General features: G+C 70.7%; 23 protein-coding genes. 18 read left to right on the top strand and 5 right to left on the bottom strand.

The genetic code is table 11. The features are described 5' to 3' along the window. The first annotated feature begins 18 nt into the window (after positions 1-18). Positions 19-843 carry an orotidine-5'-phosphate decarboxylase gene (pyrF, locus tag WA675_RS10515; RefSeq protein WP_336084014.1) on the top strand — a complete coding sequence of 275 codons (825 nt, stop codon included), beginning with the start codon at positions 19-21 and terminating at the stop codon, positions 841-843. A gap of 89 nt (positions 844-932) precedes the next feature. On the opposite strand, the gene WA675_RS10510 is transcribed toward pyrF, so the two are convergent. Continuing rightward, complete coding sequence (locus WA675_RS10510; protein ID WP_336084012.1) at positions 933-2,036, bottom strand: serine hydrolase domain-containing protein; 1,104 nt, start codon at positions 2,034-2,036, stop codon at positions 933-935. Between the two features lie 155 nt (positions 2,037-2,191). Here WA675_RS10510 and WA675_RS10505 point away from each other — a divergent pair, with 155 nt between their 5' ends. Genes WA675_RS10505 through WA675_RS10495 form a run of 3 tightly spaced genes read left to right on the top strand, consistent with a single transcriptional unit; the run spans position 2,192 to position 4,607 of the window. Beyond that, positions 2,192-2,845 (top strand): DedA family protein, encoded by a 654-nt coding sequence (locus tag WA675_RS10505; RefSeq protein WP_336084010.1) that lies wholly within the window; start codon positions 2,192-2,194, stop codon positions 2,843-2,845. Then, entirely contained in the window at positions 2,845-3,969 is a 1,125-nt protein-coding gene (locus WA675_RS10500) for a sensor histidine kinase (RefSeq protein WP_336084009.1), read from the top strand. The genes WA675_RS10505 and WA675_RS10500 overlap by 1 nt, the downstream gene beginning before the upstream one ends. Then, positions 3,960-4,607: a response regulator transcription factor gene (locus tag WA675_RS10495; RefSeq protein WP_336084008.1), complete on the top strand. Its 648-nt coding sequence runs from the start codon at positions 3,960-3,962 to the stop codon at positions 4,605-4,607. The genes WA675_RS10500 and WA675_RS10495 overlap by 10 nt, the downstream gene beginning before the upstream one ends. 6 nt (positions 4,608-4,613) lie before the next feature. Here WA675_RS10495 and WA675_RS10490 read toward each other — a convergent pair whose 3' ends face one another. Further along, positions 4,614-4,796 carry a DUF6463 family protein gene (locus WA675_RS10490; RefSeq protein ID WP_336084007.1) on the bottom strand — a complete coding sequence of 61 codons (183 nt, stop codon included), beginning with the start codon at positions 4,794-4,796 and terminating at the stop codon, positions 4,614-4,616. A 478-nt stretch (positions 4,797-5,274) separates the two neighbouring features. Here WA675_RS10490 and mihF point away from each other — a divergent pair, with 478 nt between their 5' ends. The 6 genes from mihF to WA675_RS10460 all read left to right on the top strand — a co-directional run bounded on the left by mihF (position 5,275) and on the right by WA675_RS10460 (position 11,531). After that, positions 5,275-5,595 carry an integration host factor, actinobacterial type gene (gene mihF, locus WA675_RS10485; protein WP_030203531.1) on the top strand — a complete coding sequence of 107 codons (321 nt, stop codon included), beginning with the start codon at positions 5,275-5,277 and terminating at the stop codon, positions 5,593-5,595. 5 nt (positions 5,596-5,600) lie between these two features. Further along, positions 5,601-6,185: a guanylate kinase gene (gene gmk / locus WA675_RS10480; protein ID WP_278264252.1), complete on the top strand. Its 585-nt coding sequence runs from the start codon at positions 5,601-5,603 to the stop codon at positions 6,183-6,185. Between the two features lie 28 nt (positions 6,186-6,213). Further along, entirely contained in the window at positions 6,214-6,492 is a 279-nt protein-coding gene (gene rpoZ, locus WA675_RS10475; RefSeq protein WP_067493623.1) for a DNA-directed RNA polymerase subunit omega, read from the top strand. Positions 6,493-6,520: 28 nt separating this feature from the next. After that, positions 6,521-7,738, top strand: coding sequence for a bifunctional phosphopantothenoylcysteine decarboxylase/phosphopantothenate--cysteine ligase CoaBC (gene coaBC, locus WA675_RS10470; RefSeq protein ID WP_278264253.1), 1,218 nt, complete (start codon positions 6,521-6,523; stop codon positions 7,736-7,738). A 173-nt stretch (positions 7,739-7,911) separates the two neighbouring features. Then, entirely contained in the window at positions 7,912-9,123 is a 1,212-nt protein-coding gene (gene metK, locus WA675_RS10465; protein WP_336084004.1) for a methionine adenosyltransferase, read from the top strand. Between the two features lie 14 nt (positions 9,124-9,137). Continuing rightward, positions 9,138-11,531: a primosomal protein N' gene (locus tag WA675_RS10460; protein WP_442945599.1), complete on the top strand. Its 2,394-nt coding sequence runs from the start codon at positions 9,138-9,140 to the stop codon at positions 11,529-11,531. Between the two features lie 128 nt (positions 11,532-11,659). Here WA675_RS10460 and WA675_RS10455 read toward each other — a convergent pair whose 3' ends face one another. Next, the gene (locus WA675_RS10455) at positions 11,660-12,505 is read right to left on the bottom strand and encodes an NAD(P)H-binding protein (protein WP_336084002.1); all 846 of its coding nucleotides are present in this window, start codon (positions 12,503-12,505) and stop codon (positions 11,660-11,662) included. An 82-nt stretch (positions 12,506-12,587) separates the two neighbouring features. Between WA675_RS10455 and WA675_RS10450 the strand changes: the two genes are divergently transcribed. From WA675_RS10450 to WA675_RS10420, 7 genes are all read left to right on the top strand, one after another. Beyond that, complete coding sequence (locus WA675_RS10450; protein WP_336084001.1) at positions 12,588-13,175, top strand: TetR/AcrR family transcriptional regulator; 588 nt, start codon at positions 12,588-12,590, stop codon at positions 13,173-13,175. A gap of 102 nt (positions 13,176-13,277) precedes the next feature. Continuing rightward, on the top strand, positions 13,278-13,955 hold the full coding sequence (locus tag WA675_RS10445) for a PadR family transcriptional regulator (RefSeq protein WP_336083999.1): 678 nt from the start codon (positions 13,278-13,280) through the stop codon (positions 13,953-13,955). A 116-nt stretch (positions 13,956-14,071) separates the two neighbouring features. Further along, positions 14,072-15,037: an esterase/lipase family protein gene (locus WA675_RS10440; protein WP_336083997.1), complete on the top strand. Its 966-nt coding sequence runs from the start codon at positions 14,072-14,074 to the stop codon at positions 15,035-15,037. 85 nt (positions 15,038-15,122) lie between these two features. Then, entirely contained in the window at positions 15,123-15,662 is a 540-nt protein-coding gene (gene def / locus WA675_RS10435; RefSeq protein ID WP_336083995.1) for a peptide deformylase, read from the top strand. Beyond that, a complete protein-coding gene (gene fmt, locus WA675_RS10430) occupies positions 15,662-16,585 on the top strand; it encodes a methionyl-tRNA formyltransferase (RefSeq protein WP_336083993.1) in 924 nt (307 codons plus the stop codon). Before def ends, fmt begins: the two co-directional genes overlap by 1 nt. A 596-nt stretch (positions 16,586-17,181) precedes the next feature. Further along, positions 17,182-18,543 (top strand): RsmB/NOP family class I SAM-dependent RNA methyltransferase, encoded by a 1,362-nt coding sequence (locus WA675_RS10425; protein ID WP_336084186.1) that lies wholly within the window; start codon positions 17,182-17,184, stop codon positions 18,541-18,543. A gap of 54 nt (positions 18,544-18,597) precedes the next feature. After that, on the top strand, positions 18,598-18,942 hold the full coding sequence (locus tag WA675_RS10420) for an MmcQ/YjbR family DNA-binding protein (protein ID WP_336083991.1): 345 nt from the start codon (positions 18,598-18,600) through the stop codon (positions 18,940-18,942). 22 nt (positions 18,943-18,964) lie between these two features. Here WA675_RS10420 and WA675_RS10415 read toward each other — a convergent pair whose 3' ends face one another. Then, positions 18,965-19,858 carry an RNA polymerase sigma factor SigF gene (locus tag WA675_RS10415; RefSeq protein ID WP_336083989.1) on the bottom strand — a complete coding sequence of 298 codons (894 nt, stop codon included), beginning with the start codon at positions 19,856-19,858 and terminating at the stop codon, positions 18,965-18,967. Then, positions 19,858-20,238 carry an ATP-binding protein gene (locus tag WA675_RS10410; RefSeq protein ID WP_336083987.1) on the bottom strand — a complete coding sequence of 127 codons (381 nt, stop codon included), beginning with the start codon at positions 20,236-20,238 and terminating at the stop codon, positions 19,858-19,860. The genes WA675_RS10415 and WA675_RS10410 overlap by 1 nt, the downstream gene beginning before the upstream one ends. A 140-nt stretch (positions 20,239-20,378) precedes the next feature. Between WA675_RS10410 and rpe the strand changes: the two genes are divergently transcribed. After that, positions 20,379-21,032: a ribulose-phosphate 3-epimerase gene (gene rpe / locus WA675_RS10405; protein ID WP_336084185.1), complete on the top strand. Its 654-nt coding sequence runs from the start codon at positions 20,379-20,381 to the stop codon at positions 21,030-21,032. Positions 21,033-21,038: the final 6 nt, after the last annotated feature.

The following is a 21,038-nucleotide window of genomic DNA, read 5'->3' as shown; positions in this document are numbered from 1 at the left end:
AACGAAGGAGCGGGATCGATGACGACATTCGGCAGCCGATTGCAGCAGGCCATGCGGCAGTTCGGTCCGGTGTGTGTCGGCATCGATCCCCATCCCGGCCTGCTGCGGGCCTGGGGCCTGACCGAGGACGTCGACGGACTGGAGACCTTCGCCGAGATCTGCGTCGAAGCCTTCGACGGGCGCGTCGCCCTGGTCAAGCCGCAGGTCGCCTTCTTCGAGCCCTACGGTTCCGGCGGCATCGCGGTCCTGGAACGCACCATCTCGGTGCTGCGTGCCTCGGGCACCCTGGTGCTGGCCGACGCCAAGCGTGGCGACATCGGGTCCACCATGGACGCCTACGCGCAGGCCTGGCTCGGCAACGGGCCGTTGGGTTCGGACGCGGTGACGGTCTCGCCCTACCTCGGGTTCGGATCGCTGGACCCGGCGCTGAGCCTGGCCCAGGCCAACCACCGTGGCGTGTTCGTCCTCTCGGCGACCTCGAATCCCGAAGGGGCGCAACTGCAACGGATCACCGCGCCGGACGGTCGCACCATCGCGCAGACGATGGTCGACGAGGCCGCGGCCCGCAATGCCGGACCCGGCTTCGGCTCGGTCGGTGTCGTCATCGGCGCCACCCTCACCGAGGCGCCGGACCTGTCGACCCTCAACGGCCCGATCCTGATGCCGGGCGTCGGCGCGCAGGGCGGGGGAGCGGATTCCATTCGCGCCCTGGTCACCGAGGCCAACTACGCGGCCGCCATTCCCGCGGTGTCACGCGAGCTCCTCGGCGTCGGCCCGTCGGTGACGGCGCTGTGCGACAAGATGGCTCAGCTGCAGGAGGAATTCGCCTTCCTGCAGAACTGACACCGAGACGAGGCCGGGGGAGCGAGACGCTTCCCCGGCCTCGTTGTTCGCCGCGCCGGTGCTCGGCGAGCCAGGGCTGTCGGCACCTTTCAGGCGAGACAAAAGGTCGCGGTCGCTGTGGCGAACAGGGTGAGCGCATCCGACGAGGCCGCCGAACCGACGACCATCGTCAGCGAACGACCGTCGGTGGACCGGAACGCGGAGGTCACGTAGCCGAGGAGCTCACCGCCGTGCCCCCACAGTTCGTCGCCGCACGGCGGATCGAAGCGTTGCAGGCCGAGGCCGTAATGGAATCCCATTCCCATCGGCACCGCCTGCCGCATCTGTTCCAGGGACGATGGGCTGGTCAGCCGCCCACCCAGGAGCGCGGCGAAGAAGGCGTCGAGATCGGTGATCGTGGAGATCATCTCGCCCGCCGCCCAGTCCAGCGAGGGGTTCATCTCGGTGACCTCCACCCGGCCCATGCCGTCGATGTCGCGGTGCGCGGTGAGTGCGGGCGCCGGGACCTGTGGATCGTCGCCGGGAACCGACGTCGCGGTCAGCCGGAGTGGGGTGAGGATTCTCTCGCGGATCTCGTCGCCGTATCGCTGCCCGGTCACGTGCTCGATCAGCAGGCCGAGCACGATGTAGTTGGTGTTCGAGTAGCGGAAGCGCTCGCCCGGTGCGAAGTACGGTGCGTGACTCACCGCGGCGGCGAGCAGATCGCGGGGCTCGTGGTGGCGGAACCGGTCGGCGCCGCGCCACCGGTTCGTCGAGAGGCCGGGTTCCTTCATGTAGTCGTAGAGCCCGCTGGTGTGGTTCATCAGCTGCCGCACCGTCATCCGATCGCCGCCGGGGATCGCGTCGGGTAACTGTGCCGCGATGGGGGCGTCGAGGGTGATCCTGCCCTCGTCCACCAACTGCAGCACCACCGTGGCGACGAAGGTCTTGGTGACACTGCCGATCCGGAACCGGCTCAGCGGGCCCGGCTCGGACGTCTGCTCGGCCGCACCGGCGCCGTGGTACCAGTCGCGGTGCTGCTCCCCATCGGAGATCCGCAGCACGACGTCGGCGTCCGCCCATCGCGCGGAGGCCTCGACCACACCCTCCACCACCCGCCATCGTGCCGTCACGAGGACGGTGGCGGCCACCAGGACGGCAACCAGCACGGTCCCCGTGACCACCACGGTGAACCGAAACATCTTCTGTCGCATGCGTTTCGACGCTAGGCACCCCTCCCACCGCCCGCGAGGATGCACGCCCCGCGACCGGGGTGCGGAAAACCCCACCCCGACACTGCGGTGACCCGGCACCGACCGGGTGGCTGACGCTACGGATCCCCGGCGCCCGGATTCCTAGCGTCGAAACCATGGATACGACAGGGAATTCGACCGAACTCACCGGCATCGCGGGGTGGGCGGTCGAGCTGATGGAACGACTCGGCGGCCTCGGCGCGGGCATCGCCATCGCACTGGAGAACCTCTTTCCGCCACTGCCCAGCGAGGTGATCCTCCCGCTGGCCGGATTCACCGCGAGCCGCGGCCGGTTCAGCCTGGCCGAGGTGCTGCTGTGGACCACCCTCGGCTCGGTCGTCGGCGCGCTGGCGCTCTACGGCGTCGGCGTCGCGCTCGGCCGGGACCGGCTGCGCCGCATCGTCGACCGGCTGCCGCTGGTTCGCCTGTCCGACCTGGATCGCACCGAGGCCTGGTTCGCCCGTCACGGTGACAAAGCCGTGTTCTTCGGCCGGATGATCCCGATCTTCCGCAGCCTCATCTCCATCCCGGCCGGTGTCGAACGCATGCCACTGGGCCGATTCACGCTGCTCACCACTGCGGGCAGCCTGCTCTGGAACACAGTGTTCGTACTCGCCGGCTACATCCTCGGCGAGAACTGGCACCGCGTCGAGGACTACGCAGGGGTGCTGCAGAAACTGGTCATCGTCGGCGTGCTGGCCGGGCTCACGGTGTGGCTCGTGCTGCGACTGCGTCAGCTGCGCGGTGAGCGACGGGCGACAATCGGATGATGAGCTCCAGACCGTCGCCGCGCCGAACCGCGCTGCGGGCCGTCGTCGGCTACCTGCTCGGTGTGCTCGCCGTGCCGCTGGACTTGCTCGGTGTCCTGCTCGCCCCGTTCGCGATCGGACTGACCGACCGGATCGCCGATCTCGAACGGCGGCGGCTCACCGGGCTGCTCGGCGTGCGCGACACCGGCGCGCCGCACGGTCCGCGCGCGGCGGGCTATCTGGCGGCCCGCGCGCTCGTCGGGGTGCTCGCGGCGCTGGTCCTGGCCCTGTCCGGGCTCGGTGTCGTGGTGGCGGTGGCCCTGGTCTACGGCGCGGCGACCGGCGCGGCGGTGCCGATCGTCGACGCGACCGAACCGGGGCAGGTCAGCTGGGGGACCGTCGTGGCCCTGGCGCTGCCGGGCGCGGTGCTGTGCTTCCTGGCCGTCCACGGCTTGCTCGGGGTGGTGCGCGCCGACGCCTGGTGCCTCCGGCGGAGCACGCGACCGGGACCGGAGGAACTGGCGCAGCGGGTCGCCCAGCTCACCACCACGCGCGCGGAGGTGGTCGAGGTGATCGACGACGAACGCCGCCGCATCGAACGCGACCTGCACGACGGTGTTCAGCAGCGGGTGGTCGCCCTGTCGATCCTGCTCGGCCGGGTCGAGCGCGAAGCCGACCCGGACCGCCGCGCCGACCTGCATCGCCGCGCGATCACCGAGACCGGGCACATCCTCGACGAACTGCGCGAGGTGTCCTGGCGCATCTATCCGGCCATGCTCGCCCGCGACGGCCTGCACGCCGCGCTCGAAGCACTCGCTGACAGAACCCCGGTCCCCACCCGCCTCGACTGCGCCCTCGACGACCGCGCACCCCGTCCAGTCGAATCGGCCTGCTACTTCACCGCCAGCGAGGCGATCACCAACGCCATCAAGCACTCCGGCGCCACCGCGATCGCGGTCGACGTCGCTCGCGATGGACCACTTGTGCGGCTGCGCGTCACCGACGATGGCCGTGGCGGCGCCGACCCGGCCGGACACGGGCTGACCGGCATCGCCACCCGCGTCACCGCGCTGGACGGCACGATGGCGGTGGACAGCCCGCCGGGCGGTCCGACGATCATCACCGTGGAGGTCCCGTGCGGATAACCCTGGCCGAGGACTCGGCGCTGCTGCGCGAGAGCCTGGCCCAGCTGCTCACCGCCGAGGGGCACGAGATCGTCGATTCCGTCGGTACCGCGACCGAACTGCTCGCCGCGGTCCGGGTGCGGCCGCCCGACCTCGTCATCGCCGATGTCCGGATGCCGCCCGACCATGTCGACGAGGGGATCAGGGCCGCGCTCGAGATCCGCCGCGAACAGCCCGGCATCGCCGTGCTGGTGCTGTCGCAGTACGTCGAGCGCAGGCACGCGGCGGAATTCCTGACCGGCACCGGCGGGATCGGCTACCTGCTCAAGGACCGGGTCGCCGCGATCGGTGCCTTTCTCGACGCGGTCGAGCGCGTCGGCACCGGCGGCACGGCCTTCGACCCGGAGGTGGTGCGCCAACTCCTGCTGCGCAATCGCGCCGATTCTCCACTGCACCGGCTGACCGAGCGTGAACGTCAAGTGCTCGAACTCATGGCGCAGGGACTGAGCAACGCCGCCATCTGTGCCCAGCTGTTCGTCACCCGCAGTGCCGTCGAGAAGCACATCAACGCCATCTTCACCAAGCTGGACCTGCCGGTCGGCGAGGCACACAACCGCCGTGTGCTCGCGATCCTGCAGCACCTGCAGGCGGGTGTGTGAGGCCGCTCAGGCCGCCGTCGCCTGCCGATTCCGCGCTCGCCACCAACTGAGCGCGCCGAAGCCGAGTGGAACCAGCAGCGTGACGAAGCCGGACACCGGTTCGAAGACGAGACCGAAGACGACGGTCACGGCGAGCACGACCAGGACCGGCCCCGGCACGAACCCGCGGGCGCGTTCCAATTCGATCATCGCCAGCCCCAGACCGAACGGCCTGGTGCGCGACTACATCGCCAGGGCCGCCCCGATCCCGGCCTGGATCGACGAGGTCACCGTCACCGCCTCGGGTGCGGTTCTGGACCGCTTTCGTTCCCGATCGTGACGACACGCGGTACGAAATCGCGCGACACGCGGGGATTTTCGGGAAACCCCCTGGTCGCGCGGTACCGAGTTTGCCCGGGTGCCGACGGCTGCAGTCGCTACCCGGTGGCTAACATCGCCCAATTCGGTATCACCGCAGGTGGGAGCTTGTTTTACCGTTCGGTCGGTAGGATCGGGGCAGCGGAATCCGGTGTCACCGCATCTGGTCCGCGCGTGCCATACGGCATCCGTATTCCTGCCCTGACCTGGGGGTCGGGTTCGCAATCGGCGCGCGCCGTGGGTACGGTCGCACAGACCGTCCGGGTAACCGGCGGTAGATCTAGCAATGAACGATGAGACGGAGGAACCCGTGGCCCTTCCCCAGCTGACTGACGAGCAGCGCGCCGCTGCTCTGGAGAAGGCGGCTGCCGCTCGCCGCGCTCGGGCAGAGCTCAAGGAGCGCTTGAAGCGAGGCGGCACCAACCTGAAGCAGGTCCTCACCGACGCCGAGTCCGACGAGATTCTCGGCAAGATGAAGGTGTCGGCGCTGCTCGAGGCTCTGCCGAAGGTGGGCAAGGTCAAGGCTGCCGAGATCATGACCGAGCTGGAGATCGCCCCCACCCGGCGTCTCCGCGGCCTGGGCGACCGTCAGCGCAAGGCGCTGCTGGCTCGCTTCGACTTCGACTCCTGATCCAGGTGGTCGAACACACGCGGAAGGGTCGGCTGGTTGTACTGGTCGGCCCCTCGGCCGTGGGTAAATCCACGGTCGTGCGGTGCGTGCGGGAACGCCTGCCCGAACTGGTCTTCAGTGTGTCCGCGACGACCCGGGCCCCCCGGCCCGGGGAAGTCGACGGCCGCGATTACCGCTTCGTGTCCCGGGCCGAGTTCGACGCCATGATCGAGGCGGACGAACTGCTCGAATGGGCAGACATCCATGGGGGGTTGCAGCGTTCGGGCACCCCCGCGGCCCCGGTGCGGGAAGCACTGGCGGCCGGACATCACGTCCTGCTCGAGGTCGATCTGGAGGGCGCGCGGTCGGTGCGGCGGGCGATGCCCGAGGCGCTGCTGGTGTTCCTCGCCCCGCCGAGCTGGGACGAACTGGTCGCGCGGCTGCGTTCGCGCGGCACCGAGACCCCCGAGGTGATCGAGCGCAGGCTCGAGACCGCCCGGGTCGAATTGGCGGCCTGTGACGAGTTCGACACGGTGATCGTGAACGCCGAGGTGACGACGGCCTGCGAGCAGTTGGTATCGTTATTCGTTAGCACAAATTCGAGTTCTTGACCCACTAACCACCCAGGAGCCTCCCCTAGTGAGCACGGACATCACCGCAGCGCCCGCGTACGACACCCCGATCGGCCTCACCAACCCGCCGATCGACGAACTGCTCGAGCGCACCTCGTCCAAGTACGCCCTGGTGATCTACGCGGCCAAGCGCGCGCGCCAGATCAACGACTACTACAACCAGCTCGGCGACGGCATCCTCGAGTACGTCGGCCCGCTGGTCGAGCCCGGCCTGCAGGAGAAGCCGCTGTCGGTCGCCATGCGCGAAATCCACTCCGACCTGCTCGAGCACACCGAGGGCGAGTGACAATCTCTTTTCCGGAGGCGTAGAGACCATGCGGATCGTCGTCGGGGTCGGCGGGGGCATCGCCGCCTACAAGGCGTGTGCCCTCGTTCGCCGGTTCACCGAGACCGGCCATCAGGTGCGGGTCATCCCCACCGAGTCGGCCCTGCAGTTCGTCGGTAAGGCGACCTTCGAGGCACTGTCCGGCCAGCCGGTGCACACCGGCGTGTTCGCCGACGTGCCCGAGGTGCCGCATGTCCGGATCGGCCAAGAGGCCGACCTCGTCGTCATCGCCCCCGCCACCGCCGATCTGATGGCCCGCGCCGCCCAGGGCCGCGCCGACGATCTGCTCACCGCCACCCTGCTGACGGCCCGATGTCCGGTGCTGTTCGCGCCCGCGATGCACACCGAGATGTGGGAGCATCCGGCGACGGTGGCCAATGTCGCGACCCTGCGCGCGCACGGCGCCAATGTCATGGAACCCGCGTCGGGCCGCCTCACCGGCACCGATACGGGCCCCGGACGGCTGCCGGAGCCGGAGGAGATCTTCGGACTGGCGTCGCTGCTGCTCGAACGCGCCGACGCGCTGCCCCGCGACCTGACCGGCCGCCGGGTGGTGATCACCGCCGGGGGCACGAGGGAACCCCTCGACCCGGTGCGCTTCCTCGGCAACCGCAGCTCCGGTAAGCAGGGCTACGCCCTGGCCCGGGTGGCCGCCCAGCGCGGCGCCCAGGTGACGCTGATCGCGGGCAACACCATCGAGCTCGCGCCGCCCGCGGCGGTCGACCTGGTCCACATCACCACCGCCGACCAGCTCAAGATCGCGGTCGACAAGCACGCGCTCGGCGCCGACGCGGTCATCATGGCCGCCGCCGTCGCCGATTTCCGGCCCACCCACGTCGCCGCCGCCAAGATCAAGAAGGGCGCCGACGAACCCGACGTGATCCCGCTGACCAAGAACGAGGACATCCTCGCCGGACTGGTCGACGCGCGCACCGAGGGCAAGCTGGCCGGGACCGCGATCGTCGGTTTCGCCGCCGAGACCGGCGACGACAACGGTGACGTGCTCACCCACGCGCGCGCCAAGCTGGCCCGCAAGGGCTGCGATCTGCTCGTGGTCAACGCGGTCGGCGAGGGCAAGGCGTTCGAGGTCGACACCAACGACGGCTGGCTGCTCGGCGCCGACGGCACCGAACAGGCCCTCGATCACGGATCGAAGGCGCTGCTGGCCAGCCGGGTGCTCGACGCGCTCGTCCCGCTGTTGCGCTGACCGGGCATATCCACCGATTTCACACGAAAACCGTTGCGCGCCAACAAGGATCGCGCAGTGTACCGCCGGGGTAGGTGATCGCGGCGTGGCTTGGTATGAACTCGCCACCGCGTCGGTGGTTTGGAATAGTCTTGAAGAGAACGAAGTAACCCGTTGAGGGAGAGGGAATAACTGTGCGTACGACAGGCAGTCGGCTATTCACCAGTGAGTCCGTGACCGAGGGCCATCCGGACAAGATCTGTGACGCGATCAGCGATTCCATCCTCGACGCGTTGCTCACCGAGGACCCGGGCAGCCGCGTCGCGGTGGAAACCCTGGTCACGACCGGTCAGGTCCACGTGGCGGGCGAGGTCACCACCTCCGCCTACGCCGACATCCCGCGGATCGTCCGCGAGAAGGTCCTCGAGATCGGATACGACTCCTCCGCAAAGGGTTTCGACGGCAACTCCTGCGGTGTCAACATCGCGATCGGTGCCCAGTCGCCCGATATCGCGCAGGGTGTCGACACCTCGCACGAGGCGCGCGTCGGCGGTTCCGACGACGCCATCGAGCGTCAGGGCGCCGGTGACCAGGGCCTGATGTTCGGCTACGCCACCACCGACACCCCCGAGCTGATGCCGCTGCCGATCGCGCTGGCGCACCGGCTCTCGCGCAAGCTCACCGAGGTCCGCAAGTCCGGCGTGCTGCCCTACCTGCGTCCCGACGGCAAGACCCAGGTCACCATCGAATATGACGGTGACCGCCCGGTCCGTCTCGACACGGTCGTCATCTCCACCCAGCACGCGGCCGATATCGACCTGGACAACCTGCTGGCCCCCGATATCCGCGAGAAGGTCGTCGACGCCGTCATCGGCGATCTGGACCTGCCCACCCTGGACACCTCCGACATCCGTCTGCTGGTGAACCCCACCGGCAAGTTCGTCCTCGGTGGCCCGATGGGTGACGCGGGCCTGACCGGCCGCAAGATCATCGTCGACACCTACGGCGGCATGGCCCGCCACGGTGGTGGCGCGTTCTCCGGCAAGGACCCGTCGAAGGTGGACCGCTCGGCCGCCTACGCCATGCGCTGGGTCGCCAAGAACGTGGTGGCCGCCGAGCTGGCGGAGCGCGTCGAGGTCCAGGTCGCCTACGCCATCGGCAAGGCGGCACCGGTCGGCCTGTTCGTCGAGACCTTCGGCACCGAGAAGGTCGACCCGACCCGCATCTCCGCCGCGATCTCCGAGGTCTTCGACCTGCGTCCGGGCGCGATCATCCGCGATCTGGACCTGCTGCGCCCGATCTACGCGCCGACCGCGGCCTACGGTCACTTCGGCCGCACCGATGTCGACCTGCCCTGGGAGCACACGGACCGCGCCGACAAGCTGCGCGCGGCCGTCGGCCTGTAGTATCCACCGCCCGCGTGACAGCGGACGAGCCGACGACAGCAGCGGGACACCCGATCGCCCGGGTGCTCCCGCTGCTGTCGCCCGCACACCTGGACCGCGATTTCGACTACCTGGTCCCCCCGGACCTCGACGAGATCGCCCAGCCCGGCGTCCGCGTCCGCGTCCGCTTCGCCGGTCGGCTGGTCGACGGCTACCTCCTGGCCCGTCTCCCACGCACCGACCACACCGGCAAGATGATGCCCCTCGAACGCGTCGTCTCCGCCGAACGAGTCCTCACCCCCGACGTCCTCCGCCTGGCCACCACGGTCGCCGCCCGCTACGCGGGCACCCGCGCCGATGTCCTCCGCCTGGCGATCCCACCCCGGCACGCGAGTACCGAAAACGGTGGGGCGAAAAAGAAGGCGGCCCCGAAGAAGTCGGCCGAACATCACGTGACGCCACCGCCGGGTGCCGATTCCTTCACCGTCACCACCCGATCCGATGCCGGTCCCGCCGCCGCGACACCGGAATCGTTCAGCCTCGAAGCAGTCTCGCCCGATCCGCCGGTCGACTCGGCGGGCGATCGGGTGACAACCGCGCCCAGCGATCGGGACACGGTCACGCCAGGTGATCGGATGATGGCCGCACCCAGCGAGCGGGCATCCGCCGGTCCCGGTGGGGTGGGTCCATCACCGGTGGGAGATCCCGCCTCCGCAAGGGTCGACCCGGTCCGCACGCAGCGTGCGTCCTCGTCGTTGGACGACGTGAACTCCACTGCGCCCGGGACTGTTTCGGGCACCGGTATGGTTCCGGGCAGCGACGAGCAGCCGACGGTCGACACCACCGCCTGGGGGCGGTACCTGCACGGTGGCGCTTTCGTCGCGGCGCTGGCCGAGGGGCGAGGGCCGCGGGCGGCGTGGCAGGCGCTGCCGGGGGAGGACTGGGCGGCGCGGCTGGCGGAGCTGGCGGCGACCGTGGTGGCGGCCGGGCGCAGCGCGGTGCTGATGGTGCCGGATCAGCGGGATCTGGATCGGCTGCTGGCGGAATGTGTTCGGCTGGTGGGGGATTCGGCGGTCGGGTTGTCGGCGGGGCTGGGTCCGGCGGCCCGGTACCGGCGGTGGCTGGCGGTGCTGCGCGGGCAGGCGCGGATCGTGGTCGGGACGCGGGCGGCGGTGTTCGCCCCGGCGAAGGACCTCGGTCTGATCGCGCTGTGGGACGACGGCGACGACACCTATGCCGAACCGCGCTCGCCGTATCCGCACGCCCGCGAAGTCGCTATGCTGCGCGCCCACGAGACCGGCGCCGCCTTCGTCGCGGCCGGATTCGCCCGGACGGCGGAGATCCAGGCGGTCGTCGAATCCGGGTGGGCCCGTGATCTGATCGCCGAACGGCCGATGCTGCGCGAAGTGATGCCCCGGATCAGCGCCCCCGGCGACACCGATTTCGCGCTGGAACGGGACGCGCTGGCGCGATCCGTCCGCATGCCGGGCGTCGCGTTCGCCGCCGCGCGCGCGGCACTCAAGGAGAACGCCGCCGTGCTCGTCCAGGTGCCACGGCGCGGCTACGTCCCGTCGCTGGCCTGCGCGAAATGCCGAACCCCCGCGCGCTGCAGGCACTGCAACGGCCCCCTGTCCCTGCCCCACGCGGGCACGGGCGAGGCGGCGAGCCCGCAATGCAAGTGGTGCGGCATCACCGAGGCCGCCTTCCGCTGCCAGGCCTGCGGGGCGCGAGCCCTGCGCGCCATGGTGATCGGCGCGGCCCGCACCGCCGAGGAACTCGGCCGCGCCTTCCCCGGCGTCCCGATCCGCGGTTCCGGCGGTGGGGAAGTCCTCGACACCGTCGAACCGGGCGCCCAGGTGGTCGTCGCCACGGTCGGCGCCGAACCCCTGGTACCGGGCGGCTACGGCGTCGCGCTGCTACTCGACGGCTGGGCCCTGCTCGGCCGCGCCGATCTGCGCGCCACCGAGGACACCCTGCGCCGCTGGATGGGCGCCGCCGCCCTGGTCCGCCCGCGCGGCCAGGTCATCGTCATGGCCGACCCCGGGCTGCCCACCGTCCAGGCCCTGGTGCGCTGGGACCCGGTCCACCACGCCGCCGCCGAACTGGAAGCCCGCGCCGAAGTCGGCTTCCCGCCCGCCGTCCGCCTCGCCGCCATCGACGGCACCACCGCCTCCATCGCCGAATTGCTCGACGCCGCGGTCCTTCCCGACGGCACCGAAGTCCTGGGCCCGGTGCCCCTGCCACCCACGGCCCGCAAACCCTTCTCCGGCGGCGACAGCCCGGCCGAGGTCGAGCGCATGCTGCTGCGCGTTGGCCGGACCGCGGGTGCCCCCCTGGCCCGCGCCCTCACCGCGGCCCAGGCCGTGCGGAGTTCCCACCGCTCCGACGCGCCCCTCCGCGTGCAGATCGACCCGGTCGACATCGGCTGATCGCCGACGAACCCGCCGTCGCCAACGACGCCCGCCAGATCCGTGTCACGGCACCGGGCGACCGCGTCGCCGCCGGGGCCGAGTAGCGGGCCACCCCGCCCCGGCTGCGGTGCGGGCACGCCACACGCTCAGCCGAACAGCGCGCGATGGCGCAGTGCCCATTCCTCGTAGGGGGTGGCCGGACGCCCCAGTACCGTCTCGATATCACCGCTGACCTGCAGTTCCTCGGCGGTCGGGGTGCCCAGGATCGCGAGGGTGTGCTCGGCGACGGATTCGGGCATGAATCGCACCATATTCGCCATGGCCTGCTCGGGAGTGAGGTCCACGAACGTGATCGGCGTGCCGACGGCCGCAGCGAGTGCGGCGGCCTGTGCGCGCGGGGTGATCGGGGCGGGGCCGGTCAGCGTGTAGGCGCGGCCACTGTGCCCGTCCTCGGTCAGGGCCGCCGCCGCGACCGCGGCGATATCGGCCGGGTCGACGGCGGGCAGCCCGATCTCGCCGAACGGTGCGGCGACCATCCGCTGCGCACGCACCGGTTCGATCCAGGCGAAGGTGTTGGAGAAGAACCCGCTGGGGCGCAGCACGGTCCAGGCGAGGTCGGACTCGGCCAGCGCGCGCTCGAAGGCGATCGTCCTGGCGTACCCGTCCGAGCTGGGCCGGGTGACCGCACCCTGCGAGGATACGAACACCACCCGCCGAACGCCCGCCGCCGCCGCGGCTTTCAGCAGATCGGCCGGTTCCGGCCCGGTGATCAACTGCTCGCCGGTGATCAGCAGGAACAGCGCGTCGGCGTCGCGGAACGCGGGAGCGAGGCTGTCCAGATCGCCCAGATCCGCCGCCACGTGCTCGACGTTGGCGGGGAGGTGGGCGGGTCGCGAACCACGCGAGACCGCCCGGACCGGGGTGCCGGAGGCGGCCAGCAGGCCGACGAGCGAGGTGCCGATATTGCCGGTCGCGCCGGTGACAACGATCATCATGTGTCCTTAGTTAGTTGGCTGACTAAATTGCGATGCCGACTGTATCGCACAGGTCCCACTTTTGTCTATAGTTAGCTGTATGACTAACTCGAAAACGCAGGTCGAGGGCAAGATCGGGAAGCGGGAGCGGCTGATCGACGCGGCGATGCGGGTGTTCTACGAGCAGGGCGTCGAGAAGACGACCATCGCCGACATCGCGCGGGAAGCCGACGTTCCCGTCGGCAATGTCTACTACTACTTCAAGACCAAGGATCAGTTCGTCGAGGCGGTCATCGCGGGGCATGAGCGGGTGCTGGCGGACACGCTGGCCACCTTGGCGCCGTTGTCCGGCCCGGCCGAACGGCTGCGGACGATGGTCCGCGGCTGGGTCGACCAGCGCGAGATGGCCGCCCGCTTCGGCTGCCCGTTCGGTTCCCTGGCGGTCGAGCTGGACAAGCGCGATGACGGATTCCGGGGTGAACCGGCCCGGGTCATGGGAGTGCTGGTCGACTGGGCTCACACCCAGTTCGCGGAACTGGACCGCCCCGACGCCGACGACCTCGCCATCGCCTTTGTCGCCGCCTACCAGGGAATCTCCGTGCTCACCAATACTTTTCGCGATCCCGAGCTGATGGTGCGCGAGGGTGCCCGGCTCGAACGGTGGATCGCCGACCTGGCGGGAGAGTAGTCCCGAATTCGTCGGGAATCCGGGGCGACCCCTTGCGCTCGATGCATTGCCGATATATCGTCGATATTGTCAAGAGCAACGACGAAGCCTGAGGAGGCAATCATGCGTCACCCAGAACAGCGAGAATTCGCCCGTTTCGGCCGCGGTCGTGGACCCGGCCACCCGGAATTCGGTCCCGACCGGCGGGAGTTCCGCCGCGGTGGACGGCACGGTCACGGTCCGGAGTTCGGACCGGGCTTCGGTCCCGGGTTCGGCCCGGGTTTCGGACCCGGCTTCGGTCGCGGCCGCGGCCGTGGCGGTCGCGGCAGGCGCGGCGACGTGCGCGCCGCGGTCCTGCTGCTGCTCGAAGACCGGCCCATGCACGGCTACGAGCTGATCCAGCGGATCCGCGAGCGCAGCGACGACCTCTGGCGTCCGAGCCCGGGGTCCATCTACCCGGCCCTGGCCCAGCTCGAGGACGAGGGGCTGGTGCTCATCGAGAAGGTCGCCGGTCGTAAGACCGCGCAGCTCACCGAGGCGGGCAAGGCCTACGTCGAGGCGGAGCGCGCCGAACTCGGCGACCCGTGGGCCGAGGTCAAGGAGGACATCGGCGCCCAGGCGCTGGACCTGCGTGGCCTGGTCGGTCAGGTGATGGGCGCGGTCGGGCAGGTCGCCCAGGTCGGCACGCCCGAGCAGGCGGCCAAGGCGGCCGAGGTGCTCACCGAGACCCGCCGGGCCCTGTACCGCATCCTCGCCGAGGACGATGTCACTCCCGGTGACGACGCAACCCCCGAGAAGTGAGGGCGTCGTGAACCCCCTGGTCGACGTGCGGTTTCCGGCTCGGAGGAGTAAATCTTTGAGATATGGAACAGCCGCGAGGTATGTGGGGTTGGGGAGCATCACAAACGCGCAGAGCGGTGTCGGTCGCGGCACTGGCCTGTACGGCGGCGATCGGTGTCGCGTTCGCGCCGATCGCCGCCGGTGAACCCGCGGGCTACCGGCCCGCGGTCGTGCCGAGTGAGCCGGGTCCACCGCAGTCGGACCACCTGGCCGCCGCACGTTATCTCGACACCCATCCGAACGCGGTTCCGGTGGGCGTCAACGACTTCGGCTGTGTTCCCGGCGCCGAACACCCCCGGCCGATCGTGCTCGTCCACGGTACCGATTCCAGCGCGTACTCCGACTGGGCGGGGATCGGACCGCAACTCGTGGCGGCAGGCTACTGCGTCTTCGCGCTGAACTACGGCGGGGCACCCGGCGCGGGCACCTACGGCACCGAGGACATGCGGATCAGCTTCGCCCAGCTCGCGGCCTTCGTCGACGACGTCCTCGCCGCGACCGGCGCCGCGCAGGTGGACCTGGTCGGCTTCTCCCAGGGCGCGACCGTGAGCCGGTTCTACATCAACAAGCTCGGCGGCGCCCCCAAGGTCGGCACCTGGGTCGGGCTGGCCTCGCCCAGCTACGGCGGCGTGATGTACGGGCTGGTCCCGGTCGGGCAGGCCGTGCCCGGCATGATGGACGTGTACGCGAAGGTCACCTCCACCGCGGCGGTCCAGCAGGCCCAGGGTGAACCGCTGATGGTGGAACTCAACGCCGGGGGCGACACGGTGCCCGGGGTCCGCTACGTCACCGTCGGCAGCCGGGTCGACGAGATGATCCAGCCCTTCGACAACATCGCCCTGCACGGCCCCGGCGCGCAGAACCTCGTCCTGCAGGACCTCTGCGCCGACGACCTGACCGGGCACTTCCACATGGTCTACGACCCGTTCGTGCAGCAGCTGCTCCAGCGGGTGCTCGATCCGGTCCGCGGCCCGGAACCGGTGTGCGCGGCGGTGCCGCTGGGCACCGGGATTCCGCAGGTCATCATCGCCGGGAACTCCTGAGAACCGCGCCGGACCCGGCGGTCGGGAACGCGTGACGGCGCTCCGTAGAATGGGACGACCGCACATCGTCCAGCCGGGAGCCGCCGTGACCATTCAGCCCGTTCGCCTCTTCGGCGATCCGATTCTGCGCTCGCGTGCCGACGCGGTCACCGAGTTCGGCGCGGAGCTCACCCAGCTCATCGCCGACCTCACCGAGACCATGCACGACGACGGCGGGGTCGGCATGGCCGCGCCGCAGATCGGGGTCGGGCTGCGGGTGTTCGTCTACGACACCGGCGACGCCGCGGGACACGTGGTGAATCCGGAATGGTCGGCGATCGGCGATGAGGAACAGGTCGGTCCCGAGGGCTGCCTGTCCATTCCGGGCGTGCGCTACGACGTGCGCCGCGCCCAGCGGGTGCGGGTCACCGGCGTCGACAGCGCCGGTGCGCCGGTGGAATTCGAGGCCGAGGCGCTGCTCGCGCGCTGCGTGCAGCACGAGACCGATCACCTCGACGGCGTGCTGTTCGTCAACAAGCTCGCGCCCGAGGACCGCAAGGCCGCGATGCGCACCATCCGCGAATCCGACTGGTTCCGCGCCGGGGTCACCGTGCGCGAGTCCAGCGGTGTCGGCGGTGGCCGCTGATGCGCGTCGTCTTCGCCGGAACGCCCGAACCGGCCGTGCCGTCCCTGCGCGCGCTCATCGAGAGCCCACGCCACGAGGTGGTCGCCGTGGTCACCCGCCCCGACGCGGTCGCCGGGCGGGGCCGCAAGATCATGCGCTCGCCGGTGGGTCAGCTCGCCGACGAACACGGCATCCCCGTGCTCACCCCGCGCAAGCCCAGCGAGCCCGAATTCGTCGCCGCGCTCACCGAACTGGCCCCGGACTGCTGCCCGGTCGTCGCCTACGGCGCGCTGCTGCCCCAGCAGGTGCTCGACATCCCCGCCCACGGCTGGATCAACCTGCACTTCTCGCTGCTGCCCGCCTGGCGCGGCGCCGCGCCGGTACAGGCGGCCATCGCCGCCGGTGACGAGATGACCGGCGCGTCCACCTTCCTCATCGAAGCGGGCCTGGACACCGGCCCGGTGTACGGCGTGATGACCGAGCGGGTCGGCCACACCGACACCGCGGGTGAACTGCTGGCCCGGCTCGCCGAGGCGGGTGCGGTGCTGCTGGAGAAGACCCTCGACGGCGTGGAAGACGGGACACTGCAAGCGATTCCGCAGTCCACCGAGGGGGTGTCCTACGCGCCCAAGGTGACCGTGGAGGCGGGCCGGATCGGCTTCGACGAACCGGCCCTTGCCCTGCACCGCCGCATCCGCGCCGTCACCCCGGCGCCCGGAGCCTGGACCGAGGTGAACGGGCTGCGCCTGAAACTCGGCCCGGTGGAACTGGTGGAGGAAACCTTGCCCGAGCGGGTGATCGAGGTCCGCAAATCCGGCGTCTTCGTCGGCACGTCGACCACGGCGGTGCGCCTGGGCCAGGTCCAGCCCCCCGGCAAGAAGATGATGAACGCGCTCGACTGGGCCCGTGGCGCCCGCCTCGCCGAGGGCACGGTGATCGGATGAGCGCCTCCGATCGCCGCCGCCGCCGCGAAGCCGACCAGCGCAGCGGCGCGGCCCCCCGCGACGACCGCAAGGTCACCGGCAAGAACGTCGACGGCGGCTGGGCCGCCCGCGCCGCCAAGGGCCGCGACAACCGAAACCCCGGCACCTCCCGCAATGACGACCGCTCCACCCCGTGGTCGCGCCCGCCCCGCGACGACGCCGACCGCGGGGCATCCCAGCGACGCTGGTCGGACGACCGCCGATCGGGCGGTGATCGCCGCCGCGACGACGACCGCCGCCAGGGCGCCGATCATCGTGGAAGTGGCACCGCAGGGCGTTCCGGCGCCAGCCGCTCGGCCGACGACCGGTTCGGCAGTGGAACGCAACGCCGCGACGATCGTGTGCCACGTTCCGGTGGTGCTCGCGGCGACGGCGGGTCCGGCGGTGGCACTCGCGGCGACAGCAGGTCCGGGGGTGGCCGTGCCCGTGACGACGGCCGGGCCGGGGACACTCGTGGTGGCACCAGGTCCGGTGGGGGACGCCGGGCCGACGAGGTCCGCGGGGGCAAGACGGTCGGGCAAGGGGATCGGCGGCGCGGTGAGCGGGACGATCCGAGTGTGCCCAGTCCGCGCAAGCGGCGCGAGAGCGGCGATCCGGCGCGGGAGGTGGCGCTCGACGTGTTGCGGGCGGTGCGGGAGCGTGACGCCTACGCGAACCTCGTGCTGCCGAAGTTGTTGCGGGAGCGCAAGATCAGCGGGCGCGACGCCGCGTTCGCGACCGAGCTCACCTACGGGGCGTGCCGGTCGCAGGGGCAGCTCGATGCCGTGATCGCCGCGTGCGCGGGCAGGCCGGTCGGCGAGGTCGACGGGCCGATCCTGGATATCCTGCGCCTCGGCGTCTATCAGCTGCTGCGCACCCGGACCGGCGCGCACGCGGCCGTCGACACCTCCGTGGATCTGGCGCGGGCCGAATTCGGCCAGGGGCGTGCGGGTTTCGTGAACGCGGTGCTGCGCCGGGCGGGGGAGCGCACGGCCGAGGAGTGGGTGGCCGAACTGGCGCCCGCCGACCCGGTCGGCAAACTCGCCTTCGAATACGCGCATCCGGCCTGGATCGCCCAGTCCTTCGCCGACGCGCTCGGAGCGCAGGCGGGTGAACTCGGCGACCTGCTCGCCGCCGACGACGAACGCCCGGTGGTGCACCTGGTGGCGCGGCCCGGCGAGATCACCGCCGAGGAACTGTCCCTGGTCACCGGCGGTGACGAGGGCCGCTGGTCGCCGTACGCGGTCTACCTCGACGGCGGCGACCCCGGGCTGCTGGAACCGGTGCGCGAGGGCATCGCCGCCGTGCAGGACGAAGGCAGCCAGCTGGTCGCCCTCGCCCTCACCCGCGCCCCGCTGACCGGCCCCGACCAGGGCCGCTGGCTCGATCTGTGCGCCGGTCCCGGCGGCAAGGCGGCCCTGCTGGGTGCCCTGGCGGCCATCGACCTGTTCACCGTCGACGCCGTCGAACCGGCTGAACACCGCGCCGACCTGGTACGGACCTCCACCCGGGGCCTGCCGGTCACCGTGCACGTCGCCGACGGGCGCGACAGCGGCCTGACCCCCGGCTACGACCGCATCCTGGTGGACGCCCCCTGCACCGGCCTCGGCGCCCTGCGCCGCCGCCCGGAGGCCCGCTGGCGGCGCACCCCCGCCGACGTGCCGGATCTGGTCACCCTGCAGCGCGAACTCCTCGCCGCCGCCTGGGACCTGCTGCGCCCCGGCGGGGTCGTGGTCTACTCGACCTGCTCTCCGCACCTGGCCGAAACCGTCGGCGTCGTCGGCGATTTCGCCCGTCGCTCCGGCGCCGAACAACTCGACACCCGCGAGTACCTGCCCGGCGTCACCGACCTCGGCGACGGCCCCTCGGCCCAGCTCTGGCCGCACCGCCACGGCACCGACGCCATGTTCCTCGCGGCCCTGCGCAAACCCGCCGGTTAGCGAGAGGTGACATTCGTCCAAGCCCCGGTTCGGCCACCGGCGCAGAATCGGGGTATGGCGATGACATGGGAAGACGTGGTGGCGGCGGCGACCGCCCTGCCCGAGGTCGAAGAAGGCACCTGGTGGCGCACGCCCGGGCTGAAGGTCGCGGGCAAGGGGTTCGCCCGGTTACGGGTCGAGGCCGAGGGTGGCCTGGCGCTGCTGTGTGAACCGGCGGAGAAGGAAGCCCTGCTGGCCTCCGGCGACCCGGCGTTCTACACCACCGCGCACTACGACGGACATCCGTGGATCCTGATCGACCTCACCGTGGCCGATCCCGAGCAGGTCGGTGAGCTCATCGACGGTGCCTGGTGGCTGCGCGCACCCGCGCGGCTGCGGCGCGCACGGACGCGCGCGTAGGGACGTCGTTGTCCCGGCGGCGTCAGTCCCGCTCGGACAGTTCCCGCAGGCGGGCCAGGGTTTTCGCGAGGATCCGGGAGACGTGCATCTGCGAGATCCCCAGCTGCGCGGCGATCTGGGTCTGGGTCATCGATTCGAAGAACCGCATGGTCAGGATGCGGCGTTCGCGTTCGGGTAACCCGGCCAGCAGCGGCCGCACCGCGATGTACTCCTCGACCCGATCGAACTGGGATTCCTCCTCGCCGAGGGTGTCCAGCAGTGAGGCGTCGTTGTCCCGGCCGACCGAGGCCGCGTCGATCGAGGTGGGCTGATACGCGTTGCCCGCGATGACCGCCTGGGTGACCTCGTCGGGATCCACCTCGAGCTCGGCCGCGATCTCCTTGGCCGTGGGCGCGCGCCCGAGCCGCTGCGAGAGCTGATCCACCGCCGAGCCGATCCGCAGATGAGTCTCCTTGACCCGCCGCGGGACTCGCATCGCCCAGGTGTTGTCGCGGAAGTACCGGCGGACCTCACCCATGATCGTGGGCACCGCGAAGGACAGGAAGTTCGAGCCACGGCTCAGGTCGAACCGGTCGACCGCGTGCACCAGGCCGACCCGCGCCACCTGGGACAGATCGTCGAAAGGCTCCCCGCGCCCGCTGAACTTGCGGGCGATATGGTCGGCCAGCGGAATGCACCGGTTGATCAGTGCGTCCCGCGCGATCGCGTGCGCGGCGCTGCCCGGCTCGGTCGCGGCCAGCCGCTCGAACAGCCCGCTGACGTCGTCGTACCCCGACACCGGCTCCTCGGCCTGCTCCTCGTCGGTGGTCTCGGCCGCGTCCGCGCCGGTGTTCGCCTCGGGGCTGTTCGCCTCGGTGGCGGGGTTGTCGGGTGTTTGCTGGTCGGGCTGGTCTTCGGTGTTGTCCTCGCCGTGCACTACGCCTTCCCCCGCACCCGACGGAATCGGACAGACGTCGGGAACCCGCCCAGTGCGAGGTCGTATCCCTGCTGCTCGGCGGTCACTTCGTCGCTGAGCGTGCGCAGCACGTGCCAGCCGAAACTGCGCTGATCGGGCATGCCCTCGGTGGCCGCGATCCCGTCGACGCGCACGCGCAATTCGCTATCACCCACGACGAATTCGCAGGTCAGGTGGGAATCGGGGGCGGCGATCGCGATCAGGGTCGAGCACACCTCGTCCACGGCCAGGCGCACGTCGGCGACCTCGTCGAGGGTGAAATCACTGAGTAGGACCAGGGTTTCGGCCAGCCCGCGCAGGATCGGCAGCTGGGTCAGCGATGCTGCTACGCGAATCTCCACCGGGGCGCTGTAAAGCCCATGTTCCGCCGAAATATTGGTCACCCTATGCAGGCTACCCACATCCCCACAGGGCAATCACCATTTGGTCGCTACACTTGCCCGCTGTGTCCACACCGACGTTCTCCCGTCCCGCCCAGCCGATGATCGCCCCGTCGATCCTGTCCGCGGACTTCGCGAACCTGGCCGCCGAGGCCGCCGCCGTCGAGGGGTCCGACTGGCTCCATGTCGACGTGATGGACGGCCATTTCGTGCCGAACCTCACACTCGGGCTGCCGGTCGTGCAGAGCCTGCTGAAGGCCACCGACATCCCGTTCGACTGCCACCTGATGATCGACGACCCGGGCCGCTGGGCCCCGGGCTACGCCGAGGCGGGCGCCTACAACGTCACCTTCCACGCCGAAGCCACCGATGACCCGATCGCGGTGGCCCGCGACATCCGGGCCGCGGGCGCCAAGGCCGGGCTCTCGGTGAAGCCGAACACCCCGATCGAGCCCTACCTGGAGATCCTGCGCGAGTTCGACACCCTGCTGGTGATGAGCGTGGAGCCCGGCTTCGGCGGCCAGTCGTTCATCGCCAGCGTGCTCGACAAGGCCCGCGTCGTGCGCAACCTCGTCGACGCGGGCGAACTGCGGTTGGTCGTGGAGATCGACGGCGGCATCAACACCGACACCATCGAGCAGGCCGCCGCGGCCGGGATCGACTGCTTCGTCGCCGGGTCGGCCGTCTACAACACCGCCGACCCCGGTGCCGCCGTGCAGACCCTGCGCAGCATGGCGACGGCGGCCTGGCTGTAGCGGCCC

The sequence above is a fragment of the Nocardia sp. SSK8 genome (assembly GCF_037034205.1).
In the GTDB taxonomy this organism is placed as follows: domain Bacteria; phylum Actinomycetota; class Actinomycetes; order Mycobacteriales; family Mycobacteriaceae; genus Nocardia.
The sequence above is the reverse complement of the archived record's forward strand: the minus strand, read 5'-3'. Positions and strand labels throughout refer to the sequence as shown.

Excerpts from the sequence above, each read along its gene's own strand:
- pyrF (WP_336084014.1), top strand. The coding sequence starts at position 19 with ATGACGACATTCGGCAGCCGATTGCAGCAGGCCATGCGGCAGTTCGGT.
- WA675_RS10510 (WP_336084012.1), bottom strand. The coding sequence starts at position 2,036 with ATGCGACAGAAGATGTTTCGGTTCACCGTGGTGGTCACGGGGACCGTG.
- WA675_RS10505 (WP_336084010.1), top strand. The coding sequence starts at position 2,192 with ATGGATACGACAGGGAATTCGACCGAACTCACCGGCATCGCGGGGTGG.
- WA675_RS10500 (WP_336084009.1), top strand. The coding sequence starts at position 2,845 with ATGAGCTCCAGACCGTCGCCGCGCCGAACCGCGCTGCGGGCCGTCGTC.
- WA675_RS10490 (WP_336084007.1), bottom strand. The coding sequence starts at position 4,796 with ATGATCGAATTGGAACGCGCCCGCGGGTTCGTGCCGGGGCCGGTCCTG.
- coaBC (WP_278264253.1), top strand. The coding sequence starts at position 6,521 with ATGCGGATCGTCGTCGGGGTCGGCGGGGGCATCGCCGCCTACAAGGCG.
- WA675_RS10455 (WP_336084002.1), bottom strand. The coding sequence starts at position 12,505 with ATGATCGTTGTCACCGGCGCGACCGGCAATATCGGCACCTCGCTCGTC.
- WA675_RS10450 (WP_336084001.1), top strand. The coding sequence starts at position 12,588 with ATGACTAACTCGAAAACGCAGGTCGAGGGCAAGATCGGGAAGCGGGAG.
- WA675_RS10445 (WP_336083999.1), top strand. The coding sequence starts at position 13,278 with ATGCGTCACCCAGAACAGCGAGAATTCGCCCGTTTCGGCCGCGGTCGT.
- fmt (WP_336083993.1), top strand. The coding sequence starts at position 15,662 with ATGCGCGTCGTCTTCGCCGGAACGCCCGAACCGGCCGTGCCGTCCCTG.
- WA675_RS10420 (WP_336083991.1), top strand. The coding sequence starts at position 18,598 with ATGGCGATGACATGGGAAGACGTGGTGGCGGCGGCGACCGCCCTGCCC.
- rpe (WP_336084185.1), top strand. The coding sequence starts at position 20,379 with ATGATCGCCCCGTCGATCCTGTCCGCGGACTTCGCGAACCTGGCCGCC.